The sequence below is a fragment of the Nocardia grenadensis NBRC 108939 genome (genome assembly GCF_001613445.1).
GTDB lineage: Bacteria > Actinomycetota > Actinomycetes > Mycobacteriales > Mycobacteriaceae > Nocardia > Nocardia grenadensis.
Map to the genome: position 1 here is coordinate 238,731 of NZ_BDCJ01000003.1, position 22,895 is coordinate 261,625.

Genomic DNA, 22,895 nt, shown 5'->3' on the forward strand with positions numbered 1-22,895 from the left:
GTCACTATGACCAGTACGTCCCGCTATTTCCAACCTGTTCCCTATTTATGGGACTCTGAGTCGGTGACCGCTTCTCCTGACACCATCCCACCCGGCACTCAGACCCTCGCCCGTGGCCTCGCGGTGATCCGTGCGGTCGGCGCCGGGGCGCATGGGTTACGGGAGATCGTCGAACACACCGGGCTGGGTCGCAGCAGCACCCACCGGCTCGCCCAACTACTGGTCACCCAGGGCTTCCTGCGCCACGACAACCGGGGCTACACCCTGGGCCCGGCCCTGATCGAACTCGGTTTCAAGGCACTGCACGGCAACCCGCTACCACTGGTGGCACGACCGGTGCTCGAGGAGCTGTCGGCCACGGTGCTCGATACGGTCCACCTCGCCGTCGAGGACGGCGGATCGGTGCTCTATCTGGACAAACTCCCCGGGTCGCGGGGTGCGGAGATGCGCTCGCGGATCGGGTATCGCATGCCACTGACCCGGGCGGGAGTCGGCAAGGCGCTACTGCTCGACGCGGCCGATCGCTGGGCCGAGCAGTACGCCGCCGATGAAGCGCGGCGTCCGCCCGGGGCGAAGCCAGGCGACGCCGAGGAGTTCCGCACCCGCATGCGGGCCTACGCCCGCGCCGGAGCGGCCATGGACCTCGAGGACAACGAACCCGGTATCCGCTGCGTCGCGGCGCCGATACGCGACGCGTCCCGCGCGATCGTGGGTGCGGTCAGCGTCTCGGCGACCACCCCGTACATGCCCGATGAGCGAATGCGGGGCCTGGTGCCGGTGGTGCGCCGGGCCGCCGGCCGGATCTCGGCATCGCTGGGCTACCTGGCGGCCTGACCCGCCGGACGCACCCCGCCGAGACCTCCGGCCAGGATCGCTGCCCGACCTGCCCCGGCACCATCGACCCCGGAGGACGAGACATCATCGCGACCGAATTACCCAGGACATGTCGGGCATCTGATGCCTTCGACGGCCGGAGTACCGGCCGCAACGCTACGGGCGCACAGCGGGGGTGCGCGTCGTCCGAACAGACGATCGCAGGGCCGATCCACAGGAGGGCAGCCATGGCCGGCGGGCCGCAATGCGACGACGGAAACACAAGAGCGCCAGAACAACACATAATTACCTGTGCGAAATGCATCGTTCGGCGTCGTAATCGAAATACATGAAAAAATCACACAATAATTAGAGCAATGCGATCTTGTTATCCCATTCGGCACCGACTTACTGCCATGAATGTAGTTCCGAGCGCATCGGGATCGATTGTGTCGCATAGATCACAATTCAGTTTGATTTCACCCTCGATACCTATAACGTTCGGATAACACCGGTACCAAGGTGTGCGGCGGCGCGCCCGGCATCGCCGAAGCAATGGATACGACAGGAGCATTATCATGGGTTCAATGGATTTCAGCGCCCTCGGCGACTTCTTCGGCGCCTTCAGTGACATCTTCGGGGGCATCGGAACCCTGTCGAGCTTCTCCGCCGAGTAAGTATGCGCTGCGCATGAGCAGGGGCACCTGTGACAACGGCCCGCCGGATCACGTCCGGCGGGCCATTGCCGTACTCCGGCACACAATTCGTATGAGTTTCACACATACCTTCACTGTAATATCTGCCGTCACTATCGAAATAGTGCGGGAACCCTTTATCGAAGATTGTCGATACGGAACCTCTAGAGTTATTTCGACTACCGGACAACGGGCTCGATCGTGCGCGGGTCGACGCCGGAGAACCCGTGTAGAGCGCCGCCCTGTCGGGCGATACAGAGATCGCCGAAACAATCAGCGCCCGGCACCCCGGCTACGGCCCGTCCCGGCCTTCCGGACGCCGGCCGCGTCGTCGATGGAATCGCCGGCACACAATTCCGAAGCCCCGCCTTCGAAGTCCGCATGCGTGCGTGTTTCCGTCGAGACGCGGCCGCCAGGCCGGTCCGTCGCCACAGCACCGCCCGGTGAGGTACCGGGCATGACTCCCGCCACTCCCGCTGAACGGCCCCTGCGGGCCGCCAGGCACCGCCCTGAACGGGCATTTTCCGAAAACAGGTATACCCGGGGCCGTTCGACCGGCGCGTATCCGCGCTCGATACCAGACCCTGGAAGCCGAACGAATCGGCAACCATCACATCGAAGGTAGCAATGTACGAGTGGAAATCCGACAACGTCCCGAGCTGCGGCGATATGTACGCGGAATGCACCGAGGCCGCATTGATGATCCGTCGGTGCGGAAGCTGCAGCAGGCTGTTCGCCCCGCCGGTCATCCGGTGCTCGGCGTGCCGGTGCGACGATTACGAACGAGTTCCCTCGACCGGAAGCGGTTCCATCGTGTGCTGGCGCAAGGTCCCCAGTGCGCCGAACACCCACACCGAGGCGGCGGAGTCCGCCATAGCGATCGTAGAACTCGACGAGGGGCCGTGGGTCTACACCACGATCCACGGTGAACTGCCGCGGGCCGGGCGCCGGCCGGTCCGGGTGCGCTTCCAGGCGCCGCCGCGCGGGGATCGCTTCCCGGTGTTCGTGATCAGCAGCGGACAGCCCGCCCTCGCCCCGGAGTGACCGCCCCCGCCGTAACCCGCGTCACCAGGATGGTCGCCACGCACCGCGTCCTGCCATCACCTCCCGGGCGACATCTCGCCGCCGGAGTGCCCCGGCGATACAGTTGAGGTGGCGAGAGGGACGCATATGTTACCTGATGCCCACAGCCACACTCGGTGGATCGTATCCACCCCATGAACGGCGGCGACACCGTACGCACACGCCGCGAGTCGGCGATGACCGTAGCGACGGAGCTGGATGCTGCCGGATTCGAGGACGCCGCGGAAGTCGGTCGCGGCGGATTCGGCGTGGTCTACCGGTGTAAGCAGGAGCCGCTCGACCGGACCGTCGCAGTGAAGCTGATGACCACGGAGGCCGACGAGGACAATCGGGCCCGATTCGCTCGGGAGCAGCGCGCGATGGGCCGGTTGACCGGGCACCCCAATATCGTGACCGTGCTGGAGGAGGGCGTCACCGCCCGCGGACGGCCCTATCTGGTGACCCCGTTCTATCCACTGGGCTCCCTCGACACCTGGATTCGCGATCACGGGCCGCCGGCCGCCGAGGACGTCCTGCAGATCGGCGTGAAGATCGCCGGTGCGCTGGCGAGCGCCCACCGGCTCGGCGTCGTCCATCGGGATGTGAAACCGGGCAATATCCTGCTCACCGATTACGGCGAGCCCGCACTGACCGATTTCGGTATCGCGCATATCGCGGGTGGTTTCCATACCGCCGCCGGCACCGTGACGGGGTCCCCGGCATTCACCGCGCCCGAGGTCCTCGAGGGCGAACCGCCCACCCCCGGCGCCGATGTGTACGGGCTGGGCGCCACCATGTTCTGCGCACTCACCGGGCACGCCGCGTTCGAGCGGCGCAGCGGCGAGAAGATGGTGACCCAGTTTCTGCGGATCACCACCCAGCCGCTACCGGACCTGAGGGAGCGCGGTGTGGCCACCGATATCAGCGACCTGGTGGAATCTGCGATGAACCGGGACAGCCGGAAACGTCCGTCTGCGGCGGCCCTGGGCGAGGCTATCCGGCGGGTGCAGGAGCGGCACGGATACCCGGTGGACGAGATGGCGGTGCAGGAGCGGCCCGCCCGCCGAGAACATGTGGACAAGCCCCGGGTGCGGGCACAACATCAACGGATCGGCTCCGACCGCGGCGGGAACATCCCGCTGGAGCTGACCAGCCTTGTGAACCGGCGCAGCGAACTGGCGGAAGTGAAGAATCTGCTGGCGAACTCCCGGCTGGTGACCTTGTCCGGAACCGGCGGCGTCGGGAAAACGAGGCTGGCGCTGCGGGTCGCGTCCCAGGTGCGGCGAGACTTCCCCGGTGGGGTGTGGCTGGTCGACCTCACCGATATCTCCGACCGCACGATCCTGGTCGATGTGGTGTCCGCCGCGGTTGGGGTACGCGACGAACCGGGCCGGCCGCTGATCGACGTGCTGGTCGAACACCTGTGCCCGCGCGAAACACTGCTGGTACTGGACAACTGTGAGCAGTTGGTGCAAGCGGTCGCGGAACTGGACGAGGTCCTGCTGAAGGGATGTTCGGGACTGCGGATCCTCGCTACCAGCCGCGAACCGTTGAACATTGCCGGCGAGTCGGTGCTGCGGGTGGCGCCACTCACGGTTCCCGACCCGAGTCGCGAGCCCACCCTGCTGGGGTTGCCCCGATTCGACGCGATCACCCTGTTCGCCGAACGGGCCGCCGCGGCGGTGCCGGGGTTCGAACTCGACGAGAGCAACAAGGGTGCCGTGGCACAGATCTGCGCCCGACTGGACGGATTACCACTGGCCATCGAATTGGCGGCCGCTCGGTTACGTACCATGTCACCGCAGCAGATCCTGGAGCGGATCGATATCCGCAACCCGGTGCTCACCCGGGCCAGCCGCACCGCACCGACCCGACAGCAGACCCTGCGACTGTCCGTGGACTCGAGTTACGACCTGTGCGCTCCGGCCGAGCAGCGATTGTGGAGCCAACTCTCGGTGTTCGCCGGAAGCTGCGAGCTGGACGCCGCCGAGGGCGTCTGCGATATCGACCCCGGGCCGGAGCGGGTGCTGGATGTGCTGTCGTCGCTGGTGGACAAATCCGTTCTTGTTCGCGAGGAGACCGACGGCGCCGTTCGTTTCCGGATGCTGCAGACCCTGCGTGTCTACGGTCGCGAAAAGCTGAGGGAATCCGGCCGGGCCGCAGAACTGCGGCGGCGCCACCGGGAGTGGTACGACCGGTGGTGCGCGCAGGCCGCGAGCGGCTGGATCAGCGCGGAACAACCCCGCTGGATCGCCCGGCTCATGCGCGAGCAACCCAATCTGCGGGAAGCACTCGAATACTGCCTGTCAGAGGACTCCGCGGCCGCCGCGGATGCGGGTCTGCGAATCGCTGCCGAGCTTTTCGAGTTCTGGAACTTCCGCGGTCTCTACGGGGAAGGACGATCATGGCTGCAGCGGGTACTCGCCCGCCCCGGGTGGCGCTCGGTGCCCGACCGGATCGGAGCATTGTGCGCGGCAGGAAAGTTGGCCACGCTGCAGGGTGAGTTCCCGGTGGCGGAGGAGGCGCTGGCGGAAGCGAAGGATCTCGCCGGACAGGAGCCCGAGCCGATATTCCGCGCTCAGATCGCTTATTTCGAAGGCCTTTTCGCTATGTCCCGTGGCGAGCCCCATGCCGCGCCCGCCTATTTCGAACGCACCGTGGAACTCACCGGTGCGGACCCGGCCGGTCAGCTCCGGATGAGTGCGCTCGCCCTGCTCGGCTGGGCGCACGAACTGAGCGGGGAGACCGCCCGGGCAAGCGAGTACTATCGGCAATTGCTCGAGATCACCGTGCCGCGCGGTGAGCTGATCCACCGCGCGGCGGCCCTGCGCGGCATCGGGATCGCGGCCTGGCGGGACGGCGACCACGAGCGTGCACAGCGCCTGATACGGGACGCGTTACGGGCCAACAGCGGACTGCACAGCACAGTGATCAATATGTTCTGTCTCGAGGCGCTGGCCTGGGTTCTCGATATCCCCGCCGAGGCCGAACGTGCCGCGGTACTGATGGGCGCCGCACAAGGGTTGCGGCCGGCGGGCGCCCGGGTGACGACGGTCTTCCAGAATATGGCCGCCTTCCATGAGGAATGCGAGCACAACGCCCGGACAGCCCTCGGTGACCGGCGCTTCGACGCGGCCCACCAGCAGGGGCAGACCATGGGCATGGACGCCGCGGTGGCCTACGCGCTCGGCGAACCGGCCACCGGCGCCGCCCACCCGGCGGACCACCCGGTAAATCTCACCCGACGCGAACGTCAGGTCGCCGAACTGGTCGCCCAGGGGCTCAGCAACAGGCAGATCGCGACCAAGCTGGTGATCTCGCAACGCACTGCCCAGGGCCATGTCGAGAACATCTTGACCAAGCTGGCGTTCACCTCACGCGCTCAGATAGCGGCCTGGGTCGTGGAGAACGCGAAGCATTGAAACCGGTGCGCCGCAAGTATCGCGCCACGCATGGCCGATCCGACGGTCTCACCCGTCTTTCGAGCCACATCGGCCGGACCTTCCTCCGATTACGGCCGACGAACCGGGGCATGTCTCGTCCCCGCACCGCACCTTCCGGGCACGGGGACGAGACGACATGGAAGAACAGGTGACCGGTGGCGAAGCCGCCCCGGTCGTGGCCGATGATGACCGCGTTCTCGTCGCCGCCCAGCACCTCGTACAGGGCGCGGGTGTCCTCGATCAGATCCGCGACGCGCATGCGGCCCGGGGCGCAACCTGGGCGCCAGAAATCGCGGCCGCGCCACCCGAGACGAGTCCGGGCCGCACCTTAGGGGACGGCCCGGAACCCGCGGCAGGGATCAGCGCAGATCGTAGCGATCGTTCTCGGCGACCTTCACCCACGCGGCGACGAAATCGTCGACGAACTTTCGGCCGGAATCACGTTGCGCGTAGACCTCGGCCACGGCGCGCAGCACCGAATGCGACCCGAAGATCAGGTCGTTGGCGGTGGCCGTCCACTTGGTCTCACCGGTGCGGCGATCGCTGCCCTCGTAGACGTTCTCCGCCGACTCCGATGCCTTCCACTCCGTGTCCTGGTTCAGGAGGTTGACGAAGAAGTCGTTGGTCAGCACACCGGGCCGGTCGGTGAACACACCGTGCTTGGTGCCACCGTGGTTCGCGCCGAGCGCGCGCAGGCCACCGACCAGCACCGTCAGCTCCGGGGCCGTGAGATCGAGCAGGTAGGCCCGATCCACCAGCAGACGTTCCAGTGGCGCCTTCTCGCCGGTGCGCACATAGTTGCGGAACCCGTCGGCCCGCGGTTCGAGTACCGCGAACGACTCCACATCGGTGTTCTCCTGGGTGGCGTCGGTGCGGCCGGGCCGGAACGGCACGGTCACCTCGTAGCCCGCGTCCCGGGCCGCCTTTTCGACCGCCGCCGCACCGGCGAGGACGATGAGGTCGGCCAGCGATACCTTCTTTCCGCCGGAGGCCGACTCGTTGAAGTCCTGCTGGATGCGTTCGAGGACGGGCAGTACCTTCCGGAGTTCGGACGGTTCGTTGACTTCCCAGTTCTTCTGCGGTTCCAGCCGGAGCCGAGCGCCGTTCGCACCGCCGCGCTTATCGGTACTGCGGAAGCTCGCCGCCGAAGCCCACGCGGTTTTGACCAGTTGCGGCACCGACAGGCCGGAATCGAGGACCTTGCCCTTGAGGTCGGCGATATCCTCGTCGTCGATCAGCTCGTGGTCGACTTCCGGGACCGGGTCCTGCCACAGCTGCGGTTCGGGAACCCACGGACCGAGATAGCGGCTGATCGGACCCATATCGCGATGGAGCAGCTTGTACCACGCCTTGGCGAACGCCTCGGAGAGCTCCTCGGGGTGTTCCAGCCAGCGGCTGGTGATCTCCCGATAGACGGGGTCCTCCCGCAGCGCCAAGTCCGTGGTCAGCATTGTGGGTGTGCGCGCCGGGCCGTCGAAGGGATCCGGAATGGTGCCTTCGCCCGCACCGTCCTTCGGCTTCCATTGGTAGGCCCCGGCGGGACTCTTGGTGAGCTCCCATTCGTAGCCGTACAGGTTCTGCAGGAAGCCGTTCCCCCACCGGGTCGGGGTGGAGGTCCAGACGACCTCGAGACCGCTGGTGATGGCGTCCTTGCCCTTACCGGTACCGTAGCTGCTCTTCCAGCCCAGGCCCTGCTGTTCGATCGGGGCGGCTTCGGGTTCGGCGCCGACCAGGTCGGCATCGCCCGCGCCGTGGGTCTTGCCGAAACTGTGCCCACCGACGATGAGGGCGGCGGTCTCCTCGTCGTTCATGGCCATCCGGCCGAAGGTCTCCCTTATATCGCGGGCGGCGGCTACCGGATCGGGCCGGCCGTTGGGGCCTTCGGGATTGACGTAGATCAAACCCATCTGGACGTTGGCCAGCGGGTTCGCCAGTTCCCGGTCACCGCTGTAGCGCTCGTCGCCGAGCCAGGTGTCTTCCGGACCCCAGAAAACCTCTTCCGGCTCCCAGATATCGGGGCGCCCGAAGCCGAATCCGAAGGTCTGGAAGCCCATCGAATCGAGCGCGACATTGCCGGCGAACACGATCAGGTCGGCCCAGGAGATGCTGTTCCCGTACTTCTGCTTCACCGGCCACAGCAGGCGGCGGGCCTTGTCCAGGCTGGCATTGTCGGGCCAGCTGTTGAGCGGTGCGAATCGCTGTGCGCCCTGACCGCCGCCGCCGCGGCCGTCGGCGATCCGGTAGGTACCGGCCGCATGCCAGCTCATCCGGATGAACAGGCCACCATAGTTTCCATAGTCGGCCGGCCACCAGTCCTGCGAATCGGTGAGTACCGCCGCGACATCGGCTTTGAGCGCTTCGACATCGAGCTTCGCGAACTCCGCGGCGTAGTCGAAATCCTCGCCGAGTGGATTGGCTTTGGACGTATGAGCGTGCAGCATCGAGACATCGATCTGCTCCGGCCACCAGTCCGTATTGGTCCGGGGGCGGCGGTCGGTATGGGCTGTAGGCGACGGGATCGCCGGGTTCTCGCTCTCGCTGGCGCTGCGAGTTTCGGTGTCAGGAGCGGGTGGACGACTATCGGAGGTCACGACTTTCCTTCCTGAATAAGTGGCAGGAGCTGCGATCAGGTGCGGTGCGATGCCGCACAGTCAGGACACAGGCCCCAGTAGATGACCTCGGCTTCGTCGATCGAGTAGCCGTGGTCGTCGGAGGCTGTCAAACACGGGGCCGCGCCGACTGCGCAATCGACATCGGCGATCGAACCGCAGGTCCGGCATACGACGTGATGGTGATTGTCACCGACGCGGGACTCGTACCGGGCCACCGAACCGGAGGGCTGGATACAACGGAGAAGCCCGGCCGCGGTGAGCGTATGCAACGAGTCGTACACCGCCTGGTGCGAGACCGCCGACAGGCGCGACCGCACGGCGCGGATGATCGAATCGGTGTCGGCATGCGGATGGTCGTACACCGCGCTCAGCACTGCCACGCGCGGGGCTGTCACGCGCAGCGAAACTCCCCGCAGCATCTGCTGGAAATCCATGGCCGCATGCACAGCCGAAAGTCTGGTCTCTTTTCTTGAATGAGTCAAGCATTCACCGTGCGTTCGACCAGCCGAGCCGGTCACAACCATTCATTCGTCATATCGGAGTCCTGTTCGTCACGCCGGCCGCTCAGTCGCAGAGCCGCACCGCTACGGCCTCCGCCCCGCCCGCGCGGGCGACCGTGGAGAACTCCACGCGCTGATCGGCGAAAAGAACCCGGTACCCGTCGGCGTCGATACTCCGGTACTCCACGAAGACCGGGGCGATATCGTCGTCGGGATCGATATAGCCGAATCCCTTCTGAGCGTCGTACCAGATCACCCGGCCGGACCGGGCCGAGGTCGGCGCGGCCGCCGTCCGGGCCAGCGAAGGATCGGGGTCGTTCCCCAGTCGCGGAGAGGCCGGCGCCGTCACCGGACACCCGCATTCGAAGTGCCCATGACCCGGTTCCACCATTCACTCAGCGGGCTGGGCTCCGGCCAGATCACCCGGGCCTCCGAGCGGGATTGCGTACGTTCTCGTGTCGATGCTGTCGATATCTCGTTGGTAACCATGGCCAGGTACATCTCCAAACTGGTGAATCGGGGGACAGAGGATGCTCGTCGTCGGCACGGCACAGCCGCGGGCGGGACGGAGTGAGGCGGCGACCGGCGCGGTCCGCCCGGCTCCTCGTCGGGTAACCGCCGGCACGCCCGCCTCTATCGGTGGAAATTAGAAAATCTTTGTCTTAAAACACAGATTTCTTATAGCACCGGCAATTATCTAGTGCAAGTTGATAAGGTAGGAAACCTCGTGTACGACAATGAGGAAGAGGAGTACATGGATCACGAGCGCGACCCAGGGCAACACCTGCCCGATCCCGATCAGGCGGTATACGGGATCTCGGTCGCAGCGGGCCTCGCGGGCATCGGCGTACAAACGCTGCGGCTCTACGAACGCCACGGCCTGCTCACCCCCGCGCGCAGTGACGGCGGTACCCGCCGCTACAGCGGCAACGACCTCGCTCGCCTGCGCCGGATCACCGAACTCGCCGCCACCGGAGTGAACCTCACGGGTATCGGCCGGATCCTCGACCTCGAGGATGCCAATGCCGATCTGCACGCCGACAACGACCGCTTGCGCCTGGACAACGACAATCTGCGCGGCACGCCGTAATCACACAGATCGCCCCGCAGACCGTCCGCGGCGTCGCGCGGCGCACGCTCCGGGTCCACGGGACGGTACCGGTGGAAACGCCGGCTGCCCGGACGAGGGGTGTCGAATGCATATGCGCCGTCTACCCCGGATCCTCCCGATCATGCACCTCGACGCGAAACGTACCGGCTGTTCGGTCCGCGATATGTCGTTCACCGTGCCGCTCGCGTCGGTGCGACCGCGGGGCCGCCGACCCCGCACTGCGGCAGGCAGTCCACCCGGGATAACTCGGGTGCCCGCCGGGGCGGCCGCAACAGCACCCCGGCCAGCAGGGCGCCGGTGAGCAGCAGACCCGCGCAGATCCGCATGGCGACACCGAAACCGGAGTCGAATGCCGCGGGGTCGTCCAGCGCGCCGGAGATCCCGGCCAGCCCCGGCAAGGCCGCCACCGCGAGCAGTTGCGCCGTCCGCGCGACCGCGTTGTTCACCCCGGAGGCGATACCGGCCCCGCTCGCCGATACCGCACCGAGGACCGCGCCGGTGAGCGGGGCGACCAGCACCGACAGCCCGAGACCGAAGACCAGCACCCCGGGTAGGACATCCAGCGGATAGGAGGCGCCGGGACCTACCCGCTGCAGCAGGATCAGCCCGCCCGCGGCGAGTACCGGCCCGAATGTCATCGGCAGACGGGGCCCGTGCCGCTGGGCCCACCGCCCGGACGGCGCCGAGAGCGCCAGCATCAGCAGCGTCACCGGTAGCGTGGCCACCCCCGCGAGCAGCGGCGAATACCCCGCGACGACCTGCAACTCCAGCACCAGTAGGAAGAACACTCCGCCGAGCGCGGCGTACACCGCGAGGGTGACCAGATTTGCCACGGTGAAGACCCGCGAAGCGAACAGTGCCGGCGGTACCAGCGGGTGGTCACTGCGCATCTCGATGAGGACGAAGACCGCCAGCAGTACTCCGCCCGCCCCCACCAGGACCGGTAGCCTGTCGATCAACCCCAGTGTCAGCGCGCCGAGCGCCGCGGCCACCACCAGTGCGCCGGGGAGATCGAGCCGGGCGGTCGCGTTCGGATCGCGACTCTCCGGCACATGCCGTAGCGAGACCAGGACGACGACCGCCACCAGCGGCACATTGAGGAAGAAGATCGACCGCCAGCCCGCCACCTCGATCAGCCAGCCGCCGAGGAACGGCCCCAATGCCCCCGCCACCCCGCTGAACCCGGACCACAGCCCGATTGCCGCGCCCTGGTCGCGGTTGTCGATGGAGGAGGAGATGAGGGCGAGGCTGCCCGGCGTGAGCATGGCCCCGGCCACGCCCTGTAACACCCGGGCGGCCACCAGCATCTCGATATTCACGGCCGCGCCGCACAGCAGCGACGCGACGGCGAAACCCACTGCGCCGGCGACGAAGACCTTGCGGCGGCCGAAGCGGTCCCCGAAGGAGCCGCCGAGCAGAATGAACGAGGCCAGGGTGAGCGTGTAGCCGTTGAGCGTCCACTGCAATCCGGCGACATCGGTATCGAGGGCGGCACCGATCCGGGGCAGCGCGATATTGACGACGGTGGCATCCAGGGAAGCCACCGCGGAGCCGAGCACGGTGGCCAGCACGATCCAGCGGCCGGCGGCCGAGCCGAGACGGGGCAGCTCGGTGGGGTTCACGTCACCGAAGATACGGATCCGCTGTGATTCGGCACCGCGCGACACCCGCCGGGACTCGAGACGCGATCGCCGCGACCAGGCGCCCCACCCTGCCGGGGGGCAGGGTGGGGCGCGACGGGTACGAGACGGGACGGGCGTCCGCGCCGGTCACATCCGGGCGTAGCGGGCGCAGGCGAAATCGTAGAGTCCGTAGGCGGCTATGCCGAGTCCGGCGGCTACCAGGAGAACCGGGCCGAACGGCTGCGCACCCAGTGTTTTCAGCGCGGCGTCCAGGCCGCTGGCCTTACCGGGATCGGATTGGAACACCGCCACGATCACGAGTACACCCGCCCCGGCGATGGCCGAGCCCTTACTGAGGTACCCGACGGTGCCCAGCCTGCGCAGCAACGCGCGGTCGGTGCGCAGTTCCTTCAGGAACTTCCGGGTGGCGCCCTTGTAGATGTGGTACGCGCCCACCGCGATGATCACGATGCCGACGAGGACGAGAAAGAACTTGCCGCCGGCGCTCTCCATCATGCGCGCGGACAGCCCGGCGTTCTTGCCGCCGCTCGAGCTCCCGTTCCCCCGGACGAAACCGAACGCGGTGATCGCGTAGCCGAAGTAGACGAGGGCCACGGCGAATGCCTTGCCACGGTGGAACAGATCGGACTTCCGGTCCTCGTCACCACCGGTGCGCGAACCGAGTACCGCCTCGGTGAGCCGCCACAGCGCCATGAACACGAAGGCGGCGATACCGACGATCAGCGCGGGGATGCCGCCGGGTTTGGCGGCCAGTTCGGCCATGGCACCGGACTGGTCGGTGCTGCCGCCGCCACCGAAGGCGAGGCGTACCGCGAGGTAGCCGATCAGCAGGTGCACGAGCCCCGCCATCGCGTAACCCGCACGGGCCAGGCGTTCGAACACGCGACTGTCGGTGACGCGGTGCGCCGCGGAAACCGATCTGGATGTGGAAACCTGGATCATCTGGCCTCTCTTGGTACCGGAGGCGCGCGACGGGGCAGTACCGGAACAGGGCCCGCGCGGACCGGGCCCGGATCGGCGTCGACCCGAACCGTTTCTCGCGCGCCCTGTTCGCTGCCACGCCTCCTCGAGCGAACGGAACGTTCAGCAGATACCCGGCATCGGGGCGGCGAAACGGTACGCCCCCGGGTGATGGCGTATTCGCGCCACCACTGGGCCGGCTCAGGCCGAAGTCACGGGCGGCCGCCATTCCCTGGCCGCCGCCGATACACATCGTCAGCAGCACTCTGCCACCGTCGCGGCGCCGCAACTCGTGTAATGAACCACCCGGCATGACACGCACCGGTTCGGGATCATCGCGGAACGCGGGGGCGTCGAGGCCGTATGGGGCGAAGCCGTGATCGAGGTCGCCAGACGCGGCGGGCACGATATCGTGCGCCCGCGACACCCGGACACCCCGTTGCGCACCGGGTTCCGTGGCACACCCGCCTACGCACCGGATCCGAAGTGGGTGGTCGCCGGACGCTACACCGCATTCGCCGAGCCGCGGGCCACAACGGTGGGAGCGGCCGTGGAAGGTCTCGAACACGTCTACGACGCCCCCGGCCGGATCCACTTCGAGTGGGACGGAAAGACACTGGGGCTCACCGCTTTTCCCGGTTCGACGCCGGGCGCGCTGACGGTGCTCTTCACCGATGCGACCTCCGGCGTCACCACCTACGCCGCCAACCGCGTGCTGCAGGTCTCGCCGCCAGATGCCGACGGGACGGTAACCCTGGACTTCAACCGGGCCGTCAACCTGCCCTGCGCCTACACCGATCTAGCGACCTGCCCATTGCCCCCGGCGGAGAACCGGCTCCCGGTCGCGATCGAGGCGGACGAGCAGATCCCCTACGAGCGCGGCTGACCCGATGAATGCGCCCACCCCCCTCGCGAACCTGTCGTTCCTGACCCCGGGCAACTACCCCGATGAAGACCCTGCCGCGGGACTCGAAGATACCCTGCGCCTGTTCGAGTTCGGTGAACGCCTCGGTTTCGACGGCGCCTGGATCCGGCAGCGGCATCTCGAGCACGGTGTCGGGTCGGCGGCGGTTTTCCTGGCCGCGGCCGGTCAGCGCACCCGCCGGATCCAGCTGGGCACCGCGGTGATCCCGATCGGCTACGAGAGCCCGTTCCGGTTGGCCGAGGATCTGGCGATGGCCGATGTGCTGTCCGGCGGGCGGCTGCAACCCGGCTTCAGCGCGGGTACGCCGCCGCACGCGGAGCTGATCGGGGATCTCGTCTTCGACGGCGATTGGCGCGGCTACGACCTCTCCTACGGGCGGATCGAACGATTGATCGACAATCTGCGCGGCGACTACCTGGGCGAGCCGGATACGCTCATCCACTCCCCCGGCAATACTCAGCGTCCACGGCTGCAGCCGCACGATCCGGGGTTGGTCGATCGGCTCTGGTACGGCGGAGGGAGCACCCGGTCGATCCGCTGGGCCGGTGCGCGCGGGTTGAACCTGCTCACCGGCAATATCGTCTTCGGTGAGCACAGCGACGATTTCACCACCGCGCAGCAGGGCCGGATCGCGGGATACCGCCGCCACATCGACCCGGTGCGCCCGGCTCGCGTCGCGGTGGGCCGGGTGATCGTCCCGTTCGACAGCGCCGACCGCACCACCCGTGAACGCTACCGCCGCTACGCGGCCGGGCGATACGAGCGAACCCGGGCTCCACAGGGCGAACGGCGAATTCTGTTCGCGCCGGATCTGGTCGGCACCGCCGAGGAGATCCTCGATCGGCTGCGCACCGATCCGGTCGTCGCCGGGACCACGGAGTTGCGGCTGGAACTACCGTACGAATTCCATCGCGCCGACTACGAGCAGATACTGCACGACACCGTCGAGTACATCGCGCCAGAACTGGGCTGGCAGCCGTCGATCGAACTGGTCTGACCACTTGACCTCTTACCAATGGTGGGTCTACCGTCCGGTGTATGGCACTGAAGCGGATCGCCCGCCGGTCGGTTCCGGACGAGATCTACGAGCAGCTCGTCGACGGCGTCCTCACCGGCGAGCTCGCGCCCGGCTCGGCCCTGCCCGCCGAACGTCAGCTGGCCGAAGCGCTGGGTGTCTCCCGGCCCACCGTCCGTGAAGCGGTCCAGCGGCTCGCGCGGGCGGGGCTGGTGGAGATCCGTCAGGGCGGCAGCACCACGGTCCGCGATCCGCGCCGCTCCGGTGGCCTGGAACTGTTGCCGCGATTGATCCTGTGCGGCGGCCGGCTCGACCATTCCGTGGTACGCAGCATCCTGGAGACCCGGGCGACCCTGGGCCGCGAAGTCGCCGGCCTGGCCGCCGGCCGCCACGGTCCGGCCATGGGCCCGACGCTCACGGCCGCGGTGGACACACTCGCCGATCGAGACGATCCGCTGGCACGCCAGCTCGCGGCGCTCGTATTCTGGGACCATCTGGTCGATGCCGCCGATTCGATCGTCTACCGCCTGCTGTTCAACCAGCTGCGCACCGTCTACGAACCCGCCATGGCCGCGCTCACCGGCGTCATGGACACCGAGGTGGGCCGGCCCGAGCGCTACCGCGCGCTCGCCGAGGCCGTGGTCGCCGGTGAGGCCGATTCGGCCCGCACCCGCGCCGACGCGCTGTTGTCCCTGGCCACCACGGAATTCGACAACCTCCTGCACCGATTGGAGCAGACGCCATGAACCTCCCCCACGCCGCCCGGCGCGGCCGTAACGCCGGGATCGACCGTCTCGCCGAAGGGCGACTTGCCGCCGACGAGGCGAAGGCCGCCCGCCGCGCACCGGAGTCGCTCGCGGACGTGTTCACCTCTTTCCGCCACGCACCCTCGCCCTGGGTGATCGCCGCGCTGCTGGTCGTCGCCGCCACGGCCCGCGTTCTGGTGGGCGACTGGCAAATCACCGACGCCCTGGTTCCGGTGCTCATGGTGGCCGCGTTCCCGTTCGTGGAATGGGTCATCCATGTCTGTGTGCTGCACTGGCGGCCGCGCACCCTGGGCAGGTGGCGGATCGATTCACTGCTGGCACGTAAGCACCGCGAGCACCACGCCGATCCCCGGATCCGGGAACTGGTCTTCATCCCGTGGCAGACCTTCCTGTGGCTGCTACCCGCCCTGGTGGTCATCGCGTTACTGGCGTTCGGACGCCCCGGCCTGGGCCTGACCTTCCTCACCACCGTCGGTGTCCTCGGACTGATCTACGAATGGACCCATCTCCTCGTGCACACCGACTACCGACCGCACAGCGCGATCCTGCGCGCGGTGCGCCGCAACCACCGTCTGCACCATTTCAAGAACGAGCACTACTGGTTCGCCGTCACGACCGCCGGAACCGCGGACCGGGTGCTGGGCACCTATCCCGATCCCGCCGAGATCCCCAACTCCCCCACCGCGAAGGCCCTGCACAAGCCGCAGGCCGCCTGACGCTCGGCGCGGGATCCGGGAGCGGTCGGCACCGCGACACGATCACGTGCCGACCGGAGCCGCCCGTTCGACGAATTCGGCTCCGGTTCGCGAGCTCGCCGTCGGCAGGGCGCTTGTTCGGCCGGTACGAGTCACCGAATCCGTGTGCGACGCCCGAACCGGACTCGAACACGGCACCGCCACAGCGGATCCGCACAGAACCTGCCCCGAAGACGCCGTAGCACCACCTTGCGACGCTGCGGTCATCCGGTACCGGATGCGCGGCTTGATCCGCCACAAGGTAGTAGTGAACCCACAGCTTCACGGCGTTCGGGCGGTTCGGGATTCGATACGGACCGTCGGGCCGGCCGGTTCTTCCGCAGGTTCCACCCCCACAGTTCCGAGGATGGCGTATGCATCGATTTCCCGGTCAGGACACGAGCACGGCACCGCACGATATCGCCTGCCGTATCGAAGATCTACTCGACGAGCAGGCCCGCGTGGTCGATGAGCTGCTAACGGCCGAATCGGCGTATATCGAAGCGGTGGCCGCGGCCCGGGAAGCCGGTCGGCTGGGCCGGTCCGATCTGACCGAGGCCTATGACCGGCTGCAGGGCTGGGGTATCTCCAATTTCTCGAATCGCTGGCGCAGGCTGGTCGGAGACGGCCCGGCGGACACGCCCGCGGCCCAGTCCACGTTGCTGCCCGGCGCGGAAATCACCACGATCCGGGTCTCGTCCGAGGGGTGAGCAGCAACGACACCCGCGCGTTCGGATCTCCCGGACCGTACGGGCGGGCCGCCTCAGGCGCGGTTGACCGTCGGCGGGATCAGCACCCGGTCGATGAGGTAGACCGTGGCATTGGCGGTTTCCACGCCGCCACCGATCACCGTCGCGTTGTTGACGGTGATCCGGTCGCCGGATCGGGCCACCGCCACATCGGAGCCTTCCGCGGTACCCAGGACGCCGTCGATCGCTTCGGGCGCGATCCGGCCGGGTACCGCGTGGTAGGTCAGAATTGTCATCAGTGTCGCCGAATCCGTGCGCAGCACCTCGAGCGTCGCGGGATCGAGCGCCGCGAACGCGCTGTCGACCGGGGCGAAAACGGTGTACTCGGCGCGGTCGAGGGCTTCGGCCAGGTCGACCTCCGGATTGAACCCACCGGACACCGCGGCGGCGAGGGTGGTCAGCAACGGATTGTTCGACGCGGCCACGGTCACGGATTCGATGCCCACCGGTACGGCCGGGGCCCGGCCGGCGCCCGCGTCGGGCCCGGTCTCTGTAGCCCGCGCCGAGCCGTCCTTGCGTGCGGTCATATCGTGCCCTTCCCGGGCGACGGACGCGCGGCCGCGCGGTGGATCGGGTGCTGTGGTGACGCGGTCCGGCCTGCCACTCCGTTTCGTCGTGCGATTCGCGCACAATCCCTTGTGCGTCGATTCTGCATCGCTTTGCGCGTAGTGTGAAGACCTAACGGCGGATATTTCGATTCGGCCGACCGCACCAGAAAAACGGCGACACCGGGCACGTCACCGAAACAAGGGAGACCGTCATGCTCGACCGCACTGCCACACGCACACTCGGCGTGCTCGCCGGCCGCGGCGCGGTAGCCGCCGCACCGGACGACGCGCGCCGGGCGGCACCGCCGCCGGACCGCCGGTAGCCGACGGAGGTGAGTCGATGACCGGGTCCGCAACGGACACCGAATGGACGGTCGGCGCGGTGGCCAGGAACCTCGGCGTACCGGTCGCGACGCTGCGCAGCTGGAATCAGCGTTACGAGTTGACTTCCCGGCCACACCGGCCCGGTCAGCACCGCCTCTACACCCCGGGTGATGTGGCGACGCTCAGGCGAATGGTCGATCTGGTCCGTGCGGGCATCGGCCCACGCAACGCGGCCGCGGCGACCCGGACCCCCGCCCTCGCCGCGGCGGAGAATGTGGAACCGATGATGGCGGCGGCCGCCCGGCTGGATACCACCCGGCTGCTGGACATCCTCACCACCCATATCGCGCAATTCGGCGTAACGGCGACGTGGAACAGGCTGTGCCGGCCGGTTTTCGCCGAACTCGTCGACCGGCAGCGCCGTGGCCAGGGATTGATCGAGGTGGAGCACGCCCTGTCCGGGGCGATCACCACCGCCCTGCACCATGCGGTGCCGCCGGCACGGGCCACCGGACGCATCCCCCCGGTCCTACTGGCCTGCGCCGGCGGCGAATGCCACACCCTCCCGCTCGAAGTCCTGCGCGCCGCACTGGCCGAAAACGGCATTCCGTCGATACTGCTCGGCGCCTCGACGCCCGGCAACGCGCTGGCCGGCGCCGTGGCCGGCCCACACCACCGTCCAGTGGTGGTGCTCTGGTCCCAGACGCTCCGGACCGCGGCGCAACGGCCGCTGCCCGCGGGAAGCCGGACACCGGCGCAGGTGCTCCTCGCCGGCCCCGGCTGGACCGCCCGCACCACTCCCGCGGGCGCACACCGGGTGAGCACGCTCGAAGAGGCCGTCCACCTCATCGGCCGGATCCCGAGCCGGAATCACCACTGACCTCCGCAGGGAATTCCACCGGTTCCGGCCGCATCGCTCGCCCCGGCGACCGGCTCGCATCGCGATGCCGACAACGCGACCGGAGGAAGCGGGGCCGGCGTCACCGGGCGCGGTGGTAAACCATCGCCATTTCGCCGAGTTCGCCGACCTCGAAATCACCGGTCGCTGCGGCCCGAACCGGCCGCCTCGAGGGTGTCGCGCCGGGCAGGTTCACGGGCGCTCCAGGTAGGCGACTATGCCGCCGGTCAGGGCCTTCAGCGCGTCGTCGAGATCACCGTAGGTACCCAGGGTGCGTTCGGAAGTGATCCCGCGCATCGCCGCCGGGATGAGGGCGGCCACCTGCCGCACCTTGTCCGGATCGAGTTCCATATCGGCGAAAGCACGCTGACAGGCCTTGTCCCAGTTCGGTTTCCACGATGCCAGTTCCGCGGCGGTGCGGGGGTAGTCGCGTTCCAGTTCGGCGTGCTCGCGCGGCAGGGCAGCACGCAACGTTTCGATGGCCAGCGATTCCGGCCGGCGCAGCCCGCCGGCCATGGCGTCGATCATGGCGGCCACCCGCTCGTGCAGGGTGCCGTCCGGTTTGATCCCGGCGGGCAGGTCTCCCCGCTTGTCCGCGGTGTACCGCAGGACCGCCGCCCACAGTCCGTCGATATCACCGAACTGGTATTTGATCACTCCCCAGGTGGCGCCGATATCGCGGGCGATCCGATTACCCGAGACCGCCGCGGGGTCGCCGGTGGCCAGTGAGGCGATGGCCGCCTCGAGCATGCTCTCCCGCGACTGGATCCCCCGCCTGTTCGCTCGTCTCCCGCCCACCGCCGCTTCCGTCACGATGGCGACTTTACCGGCCCTGAACAGGGTGATCCAGTTTCACATAGAGCTCTTGTAATCTTTCAAAGAGGGTTCTATGCTCGGGAGCGCCACGTGACCGGCGTCATATACCGAAGTACGGCCGTGGCCGCGCCCGCTACCGCCCCCGATGCCCGGAGGATCGCGATGGCAAAACCACCACTGCCGATGGAGCCGACGGGCTGGTTCCAGGTGGCCTGGTGCAGTGAGATCGGCATCGGCGCGGTACACCGGATGAAGTACTTCGGCCGCGAAATGGTGGCCTGGCGATCGGTCTCCGGGCAGGTCACTGTCTTCGATGCCTACTGTGAGCATCTGGGCGCGCATCTCGGCTACGGCGGCCGGGTGGAGGGCGAGAACCTGGTCTGTCCATTCCACGGCTGGGAGTGGAACCGCGAGGGGCGCAATGTCTGCATCCCCTACGAGAGCCACCCGAACAAGGGCCGCCGCATCCGCAGCTACCCGGTGGTGGAGCGCAACGAGAGCGTCTGGATCTGGTACGACATCGACGGCCGGCCACCGCATTTCGAGGTCCCCGATATCTTCGCCGCGTTCGGCGACGGCAAAACCGCCGCGGACTACTACCCGCCGGTGCCCGCGGCCACGTTGTACCGGCCCGGGCTCGAACTGCACCCACAGTACGTCATGGAGAACGGTGTCGATTTCGCGCATTTCAAGTATGTGCACAAGACCCCGTTCGTGCCGGAGTTCACCCGCCACGACTTCTCCGGGCCCGTCTCCTACGTCGATTTCACCATCGCCTTCGACGAGGGCGTGACCGAAGACCAGGTCGACAGTGGTGTCGAATCGATAAACGCCGGGCTCGGATGCTCGATCACCAAGAGCTGGGGCATGATCGACAACCGCACCATGCCCGCGGTGACGCCGGTCGACGAGCGCACCTCCGATGTCCGGTTCACCGTGTGGATCGGCCGCAGACCCGGTGACGAGAGCCCGGAGATCACCACCTACGGCACAGCGATGGCCGGTTTCGTGATCGAGCAGTTCGAAGCCGATATCCACATCTGGGCGCATCAGCGCTACTCCGACCCGCCCGCGCTGTCGCGCAAGGAATACGCGGGCTTCCGGGCCCTGCGCGAATGGGCACGGCAGTTCTACCCGGGCACCGGCGCGGCCGACTCCGCACCGAACGTGGACGCGGCCGGCGTATGACCGCGGACTCGAACAGGCAGCCTCGCCGACCCGCAGACAGAAAGGCCCACCCATGAGCACTTCCGGCAAGATCCGGGTATTCCAGGTTGCGACCGGCAACCTCGGCACCGAGATGATCGGCCGCATCCGCGACCATCCGGATCTCGAGCTCGTCGGGCTGCACTGCTACACCCCGGAAAAGATCGGCCGGGACGCCGGCGAGATCGTCGGCATCGGGCCGATCGGGGTGACGGCGACCGGTACGGTCGAGCAGATCATCGAGGCGCGCCCCGATGTCCTCACCTTCCACGGCGTCTTCCCCGACGAGGACCTCTACGAGAAGGTATTGGAGGCGGGCATCGATGTGGTGACCACAGCGGACTGGATCACCGGCTTCCACCGCGACACCAACCACGCCCACCCGTCGGGCCGCAAGGTCAGTGAAATCATCCGGGCCGCCTGCGAGCGCGGCAATTCCACCTTCTACGGCACGGGCATGAATCCCGGACTCGCCCAGATCCTCGGAATCGTGCACACCGCCGACGTCGCCGCGATCGAGAACATCACCGTCACCGAATCGGTGGACGTCTCCTGCCACCATTCCGTCGACACCTGGAAAGCAGTCGGTTACGGCCGCCCGATCGACGATCCGACCATCCCGGACTCGTTGCACAAATACACCGCGGTCTTCGCCGATTCGGTCTACCTGATGGCCGACACCTTCGACCTCGAACTGGACGAGGTCACCTTCCACTACGAACTCGGCGCCTGCACGAAGGACATCGATCTGGGCTGGTATTTCCTGCCCAAGGGCTCACTCGGCGCCAACTACATCAAGTATCAGGGCCTGGTCGACGGCGTGCCGCGGGTGGAAACCCATCTCGAATGGCAGATGACCCCGCACACCGACCCCGCGTGGAATATCAAGGGCTGCTACATCACCCAGATCACCGGCGATCCCAGCATCTACAGCAAACATATGATCTTCCCCCGGAGGGGCTTCGACCTGTCGCAGCCGGAGAACTTCGCCTCGATCGGGATGACCGTCACCGGATTACCGGCCCTCAACTCCCTGCGGTCTGTTGTCGCCGCGCGTCCGGGCATCATCACCAGCGCCGACCTCCCGCTGCGCGCGTTCGCCGGGCGTTTCGCTATCTGAGGGGCGCGCCACGGGCCCGCCGGATCGCCCGGCGGTGGCCCACGGCGCGCTCACTGCGCAACCACCCAATCGGCGATGACCTCCACATCCACATGGTGCGGCCGGAGGCAGAACCCGGTGCCCGCGAGCACCGTCCACCCGGCCGAAGCCGCCGGACTGACCGTGACCGACCTGCGCACCGCACGCTGCCGGATGGAGTTCTCCGATATCGGCGCCATCATATGGATCCTGCGCAAATGCGTGTGGTGGGTGCCGGATTTCTCCGTCGACCGCTACCGGGACACGCTCGTGGAATTGGACCGGGAGATGCGCGACGGGCACCCGTTCGTCGCATTCTCCACCCGGCATCTCATCGACGCGGTCCGCTGACCCGGCGCCACGGACATACCGCCGGCCGGGACACCGGCGTCCATGCGCGACACTGGATCGGTGAGTACCGACAACGGCCCGACACCCCCGCCGGCCAGCGCCTCGATCATCGTGCTGACGTTGGCGCGGCGAGTGGAGACCGAACTCAACGCCGCGCTGGCAACACTGGATCTGACCGTCGGCCGCCTGGGTCTGCTCGGCCATATCTCCGGGGTCCCGGGTGCGTCGTTCTCGGAGCTGGCGCGGATGTCGGGAATCAGCGTGCAGAGCGTGCACACGGCGGTGAAGGCCATGGTCGGCGCCGGACTGGTCCACGACCGTACGGCCCGTGCCGGCTCGGCGTCGGCGATCGAGCTCACCGCCGAGGGGACTCGTCTGCTCCGCGCCGCCCAGCAGGTGGTCACCGATGTCGACGAACGTCTGTTCGGGCCGGCCGCAGACCCGGTACAGCGCCGGATCGGTGCGGCCGTCGTGGACGCGTTCACCGGCCGAGCCACCCCCTGAACCACGCCGCCGCCCTCCGGACGTCAGCACGGTCGGCCGGGATGCGGGCTCCCGTAATGTCGCCTCCACAAGGGGCCACCT

At 67.7% G+C, this 22,895-nt stretch carries 21 protein-coding genes; 14 read left to right on the top strand and 7 right to left on the bottom strand.

The annotated features are described in order from the left end of the window. Window positions 1-63: 63 nt before the first annotated feature. From NGR01S_RS03285 to NGR01S_RS03295, 3 genes are all read left to right on the top strand, one after another. Window positions 64-834 (top strand): IclR family transcriptional regulator, encoded by a 771-nt coding sequence (locus tag NGR01S_RS03285; protein WP_063034949.1) that lies wholly within the window; start codon window positions 64-66, stop codon window positions 832-834. A gap of 1,487 nt (window positions 835-2,321) precedes the next feature. Further along, complete coding sequence (locus NGR01S_RS32255) at window positions 2,322-2,552, top strand: PhlB family protein (protein WP_245664415.1); 231 nt, start codon at window positions 2,322-2,324, stop codon at window positions 2,550-2,552. Between the two features lie 215 nt (window positions 2,553-2,767). After that, on the top strand, window positions 2,768-5,992 hold the full coding sequence (locus NGR01S_RS03295; RefSeq protein ID WP_307718756.1) for a protein kinase domain-containing protein: 3,225 nt from the start codon (window positions 2,768-2,770) through the stop codon (window positions 5,990-5,992). A gap of 380 nt (window positions 5,993-6,372) precedes the next feature. Here NGR01S_RS03295 and katG read toward each other — a convergent pair whose 3' ends face one another. From katG to NGR01S_RS03310, 3 genes are all read right to left on the bottom strand, one after another. After that, entirely contained in the window at window positions 6,373-8,604 is a 2,232-nt protein-coding gene (katG, locus tag NGR01S_RS03300; RefSeq protein ID WP_063034663.1) for a catalase/peroxidase HPI, read from the bottom strand. 35 nt (window positions 8,605-8,639) lie between these two features. Then, window positions 8,640-9,044, bottom strand: a complete 405-nt coding sequence (locus NGR01S_RS03305) for a Fur family transcriptional regulator (RefSeq protein WP_036512825.1) — start codon at window positions 9,042-9,044, stop codon at window positions 8,640-8,642. 145 nt (window positions 9,045-9,189) lie between these two features. After that, entirely contained in the window at window positions 9,190-9,474 is a 285-nt protein-coding gene (locus tag NGR01S_RS03310; protein WP_281179696.1) for a cold-shock protein, read from the bottom strand. 405 nt (window positions 9,475-9,879) lie between these two features. On the opposite strand from NGR01S_RS03310, the gene NGR01S_RS03315 reads away from it, so the two are divergent. Then, window positions 9,880-10,215 carry a MerR family transcriptional regulator gene (locus NGR01S_RS03315; protein WP_063034951.1) on the top strand — a complete coding sequence of 112 codons (336 nt, stop codon included), beginning with the start codon at window positions 9,880-9,882 and terminating at the stop codon, window positions 10,213-10,215. Between the two features lie 191 nt (window positions 10,216-10,406). On the opposite strand, the gene NGR01S_RS03320 is transcribed toward NGR01S_RS03315, so the two are convergent. Both NGR01S_RS03320 and NGR01S_RS03325 read right to left on the bottom strand, forming a co-directional pair. Further along, entirely contained in the window at window positions 10,407-11,858 is a 1,452-nt protein-coding gene (locus tag NGR01S_RS03320) for an MFS transporter (protein WP_063034952.1), read from the bottom strand. A gap of 147 nt (window positions 11,859-12,005) precedes the next feature. Continuing rightward, window positions 12,006-12,821, bottom strand: coding sequence for a DUF1206 domain-containing protein (locus tag NGR01S_RS03325; protein ID WP_063034664.1), 816 nt, complete (start codon window positions 12,819-12,821; stop codon window positions 12,006-12,008). 394 nt (window positions 12,822-13,215) lie between these two features. Between NGR01S_RS03325 and NGR01S_RS03330 the strand changes: the two genes are divergently transcribed. The 5 genes from NGR01S_RS03330 (at window position 13,216) to NGR01S_RS03350 (ending at window position 16,990) form a co-directional block, all read left to right on the top strand. Then, window positions 13,216-13,725: a DUF1684 domain-containing protein gene (locus NGR01S_RS03330; protein ID WP_245664416.1), complete on the top strand. Its 510-nt coding sequence runs from the start codon at window positions 13,216-13,218 to the stop codon at window positions 13,723-13,725. 4 nt (window positions 13,726-13,729) lie between these two features. Next, window positions 13,730-14,761 (top strand): LLM class flavin-dependent oxidoreductase, encoded by a 1,032-nt coding sequence (locus tag NGR01S_RS03335; protein ID WP_063034665.1) that lies wholly within the window; start codon window positions 13,730-13,732, stop codon window positions 14,759-14,761. Window positions 14,762-14,802: 41 nt separating this feature from the next. Further along, complete coding sequence (locus NGR01S_RS03340) at window positions 14,803-15,525, top strand: FadR/GntR family transcriptional regulator (protein WP_063034666.1); 723 nt, start codon at window positions 14,803-14,805, stop codon at window positions 15,523-15,525. After that, window positions 15,522-16,262, top strand: a complete 741-nt coding sequence (locus NGR01S_RS03345; RefSeq protein WP_084480316.1) for a sterol desaturase family protein — start codon at window positions 15,522-15,524, stop codon at window positions 16,260-16,262. Before NGR01S_RS03340 ends, NGR01S_RS03345 begins: the two co-directional genes overlap by 4 nt. Before the next feature lie 392 nt (window positions 16,263-16,654). Continuing rightward, window positions 16,655-16,990 carry a hypothetical protein gene (locus tag NGR01S_RS03350; RefSeq protein WP_063034667.1) on the top strand — a complete coding sequence of 112 codons (336 nt, stop codon included), beginning with the start codon at window positions 16,655-16,657 and terminating at the stop codon, window positions 16,988-16,990. A 53-nt stretch (window positions 16,991-17,043) separates the two neighbouring features. On the opposite strand, the gene NGR01S_RS03355 is transcribed toward NGR01S_RS03350, so the two are convergent. Then, the gene (locus tag NGR01S_RS03355) at window positions 17,044-17,556 is read right to left on the bottom strand and encodes a fasciclin domain-containing protein (protein ID WP_063034668.1); all 513 of its coding nucleotides are present in this window, start codon (window positions 17,554-17,556) and stop codon (window positions 17,044-17,046) included. 361 nt (window positions 17,557-17,917) lie between these two features. On the opposite strand from NGR01S_RS03355, the gene NGR01S_RS03360 reads away from it, so the two are divergent. Beyond that, complete coding sequence (locus NGR01S_RS03360; RefSeq protein WP_063034669.1) at window positions 17,918-18,781, top strand: MerR family transcriptional regulator; 864 nt, start codon at window positions 17,918-17,920, stop codon at window positions 18,779-18,781. A 210-nt stretch (window positions 18,782-18,991) separates the two neighbouring features. On the opposite strand, the gene NGR01S_RS03365 is transcribed toward NGR01S_RS03360, so the two are convergent. Next, window positions 18,992-19,612 (bottom strand): TetR/AcrR family transcriptional regulator, encoded by a 621-nt coding sequence (locus NGR01S_RS03365; RefSeq protein WP_063034670.1) that lies wholly within the window; start codon window positions 19,610-19,612, stop codon window positions 18,992-18,994. A gap of 165 nt (window positions 19,613-19,777) precedes the next feature. Here NGR01S_RS03365 and NGR01S_RS03370 point away from each other — a divergent pair, with 165 nt between their 5' ends. From NGR01S_RS03370 to NGR01S_RS03385, 4 genes are all read left to right on the top strand, one after another. Further along, window positions 19,778-20,803: a Rieske 2Fe-2S domain-containing protein gene (locus NGR01S_RS03370; RefSeq protein WP_063034671.1), complete on the top strand. Its 1,026-nt coding sequence runs from the start codon at window positions 19,778-19,780 to the stop codon at window positions 20,801-20,803. 52 nt (window positions 20,804-20,855) lie between these two features. After that, entirely contained in the window at window positions 20,856-21,941 is a 1,086-nt protein-coding gene (locus NGR01S_RS03375) for an NAD(P)H-dependent amine dehydrogenase family protein (RefSeq protein WP_063034672.1), read from the top strand. A gap of 117 nt (window positions 21,942-22,058) precedes the next feature. Continuing rightward, window positions 22,059-22,310, top strand: coding sequence for a hypothetical protein (locus NGR01S_RS03380; protein ID WP_218020705.1), 252 nt, complete (start codon window positions 22,059-22,061; stop codon window positions 22,308-22,310). Window positions 22,311-22,370: 60 nt separating this feature from the next. Next, entirely contained in the window at window positions 22,371-22,814 is a 444-nt protein-coding gene (locus tag NGR01S_RS03385) for a MarR family winged helix-turn-helix transcriptional regulator (protein ID WP_063034954.1), read from the top strand. Window positions 22,815-22,895: the final 81 nt, after the last annotated feature.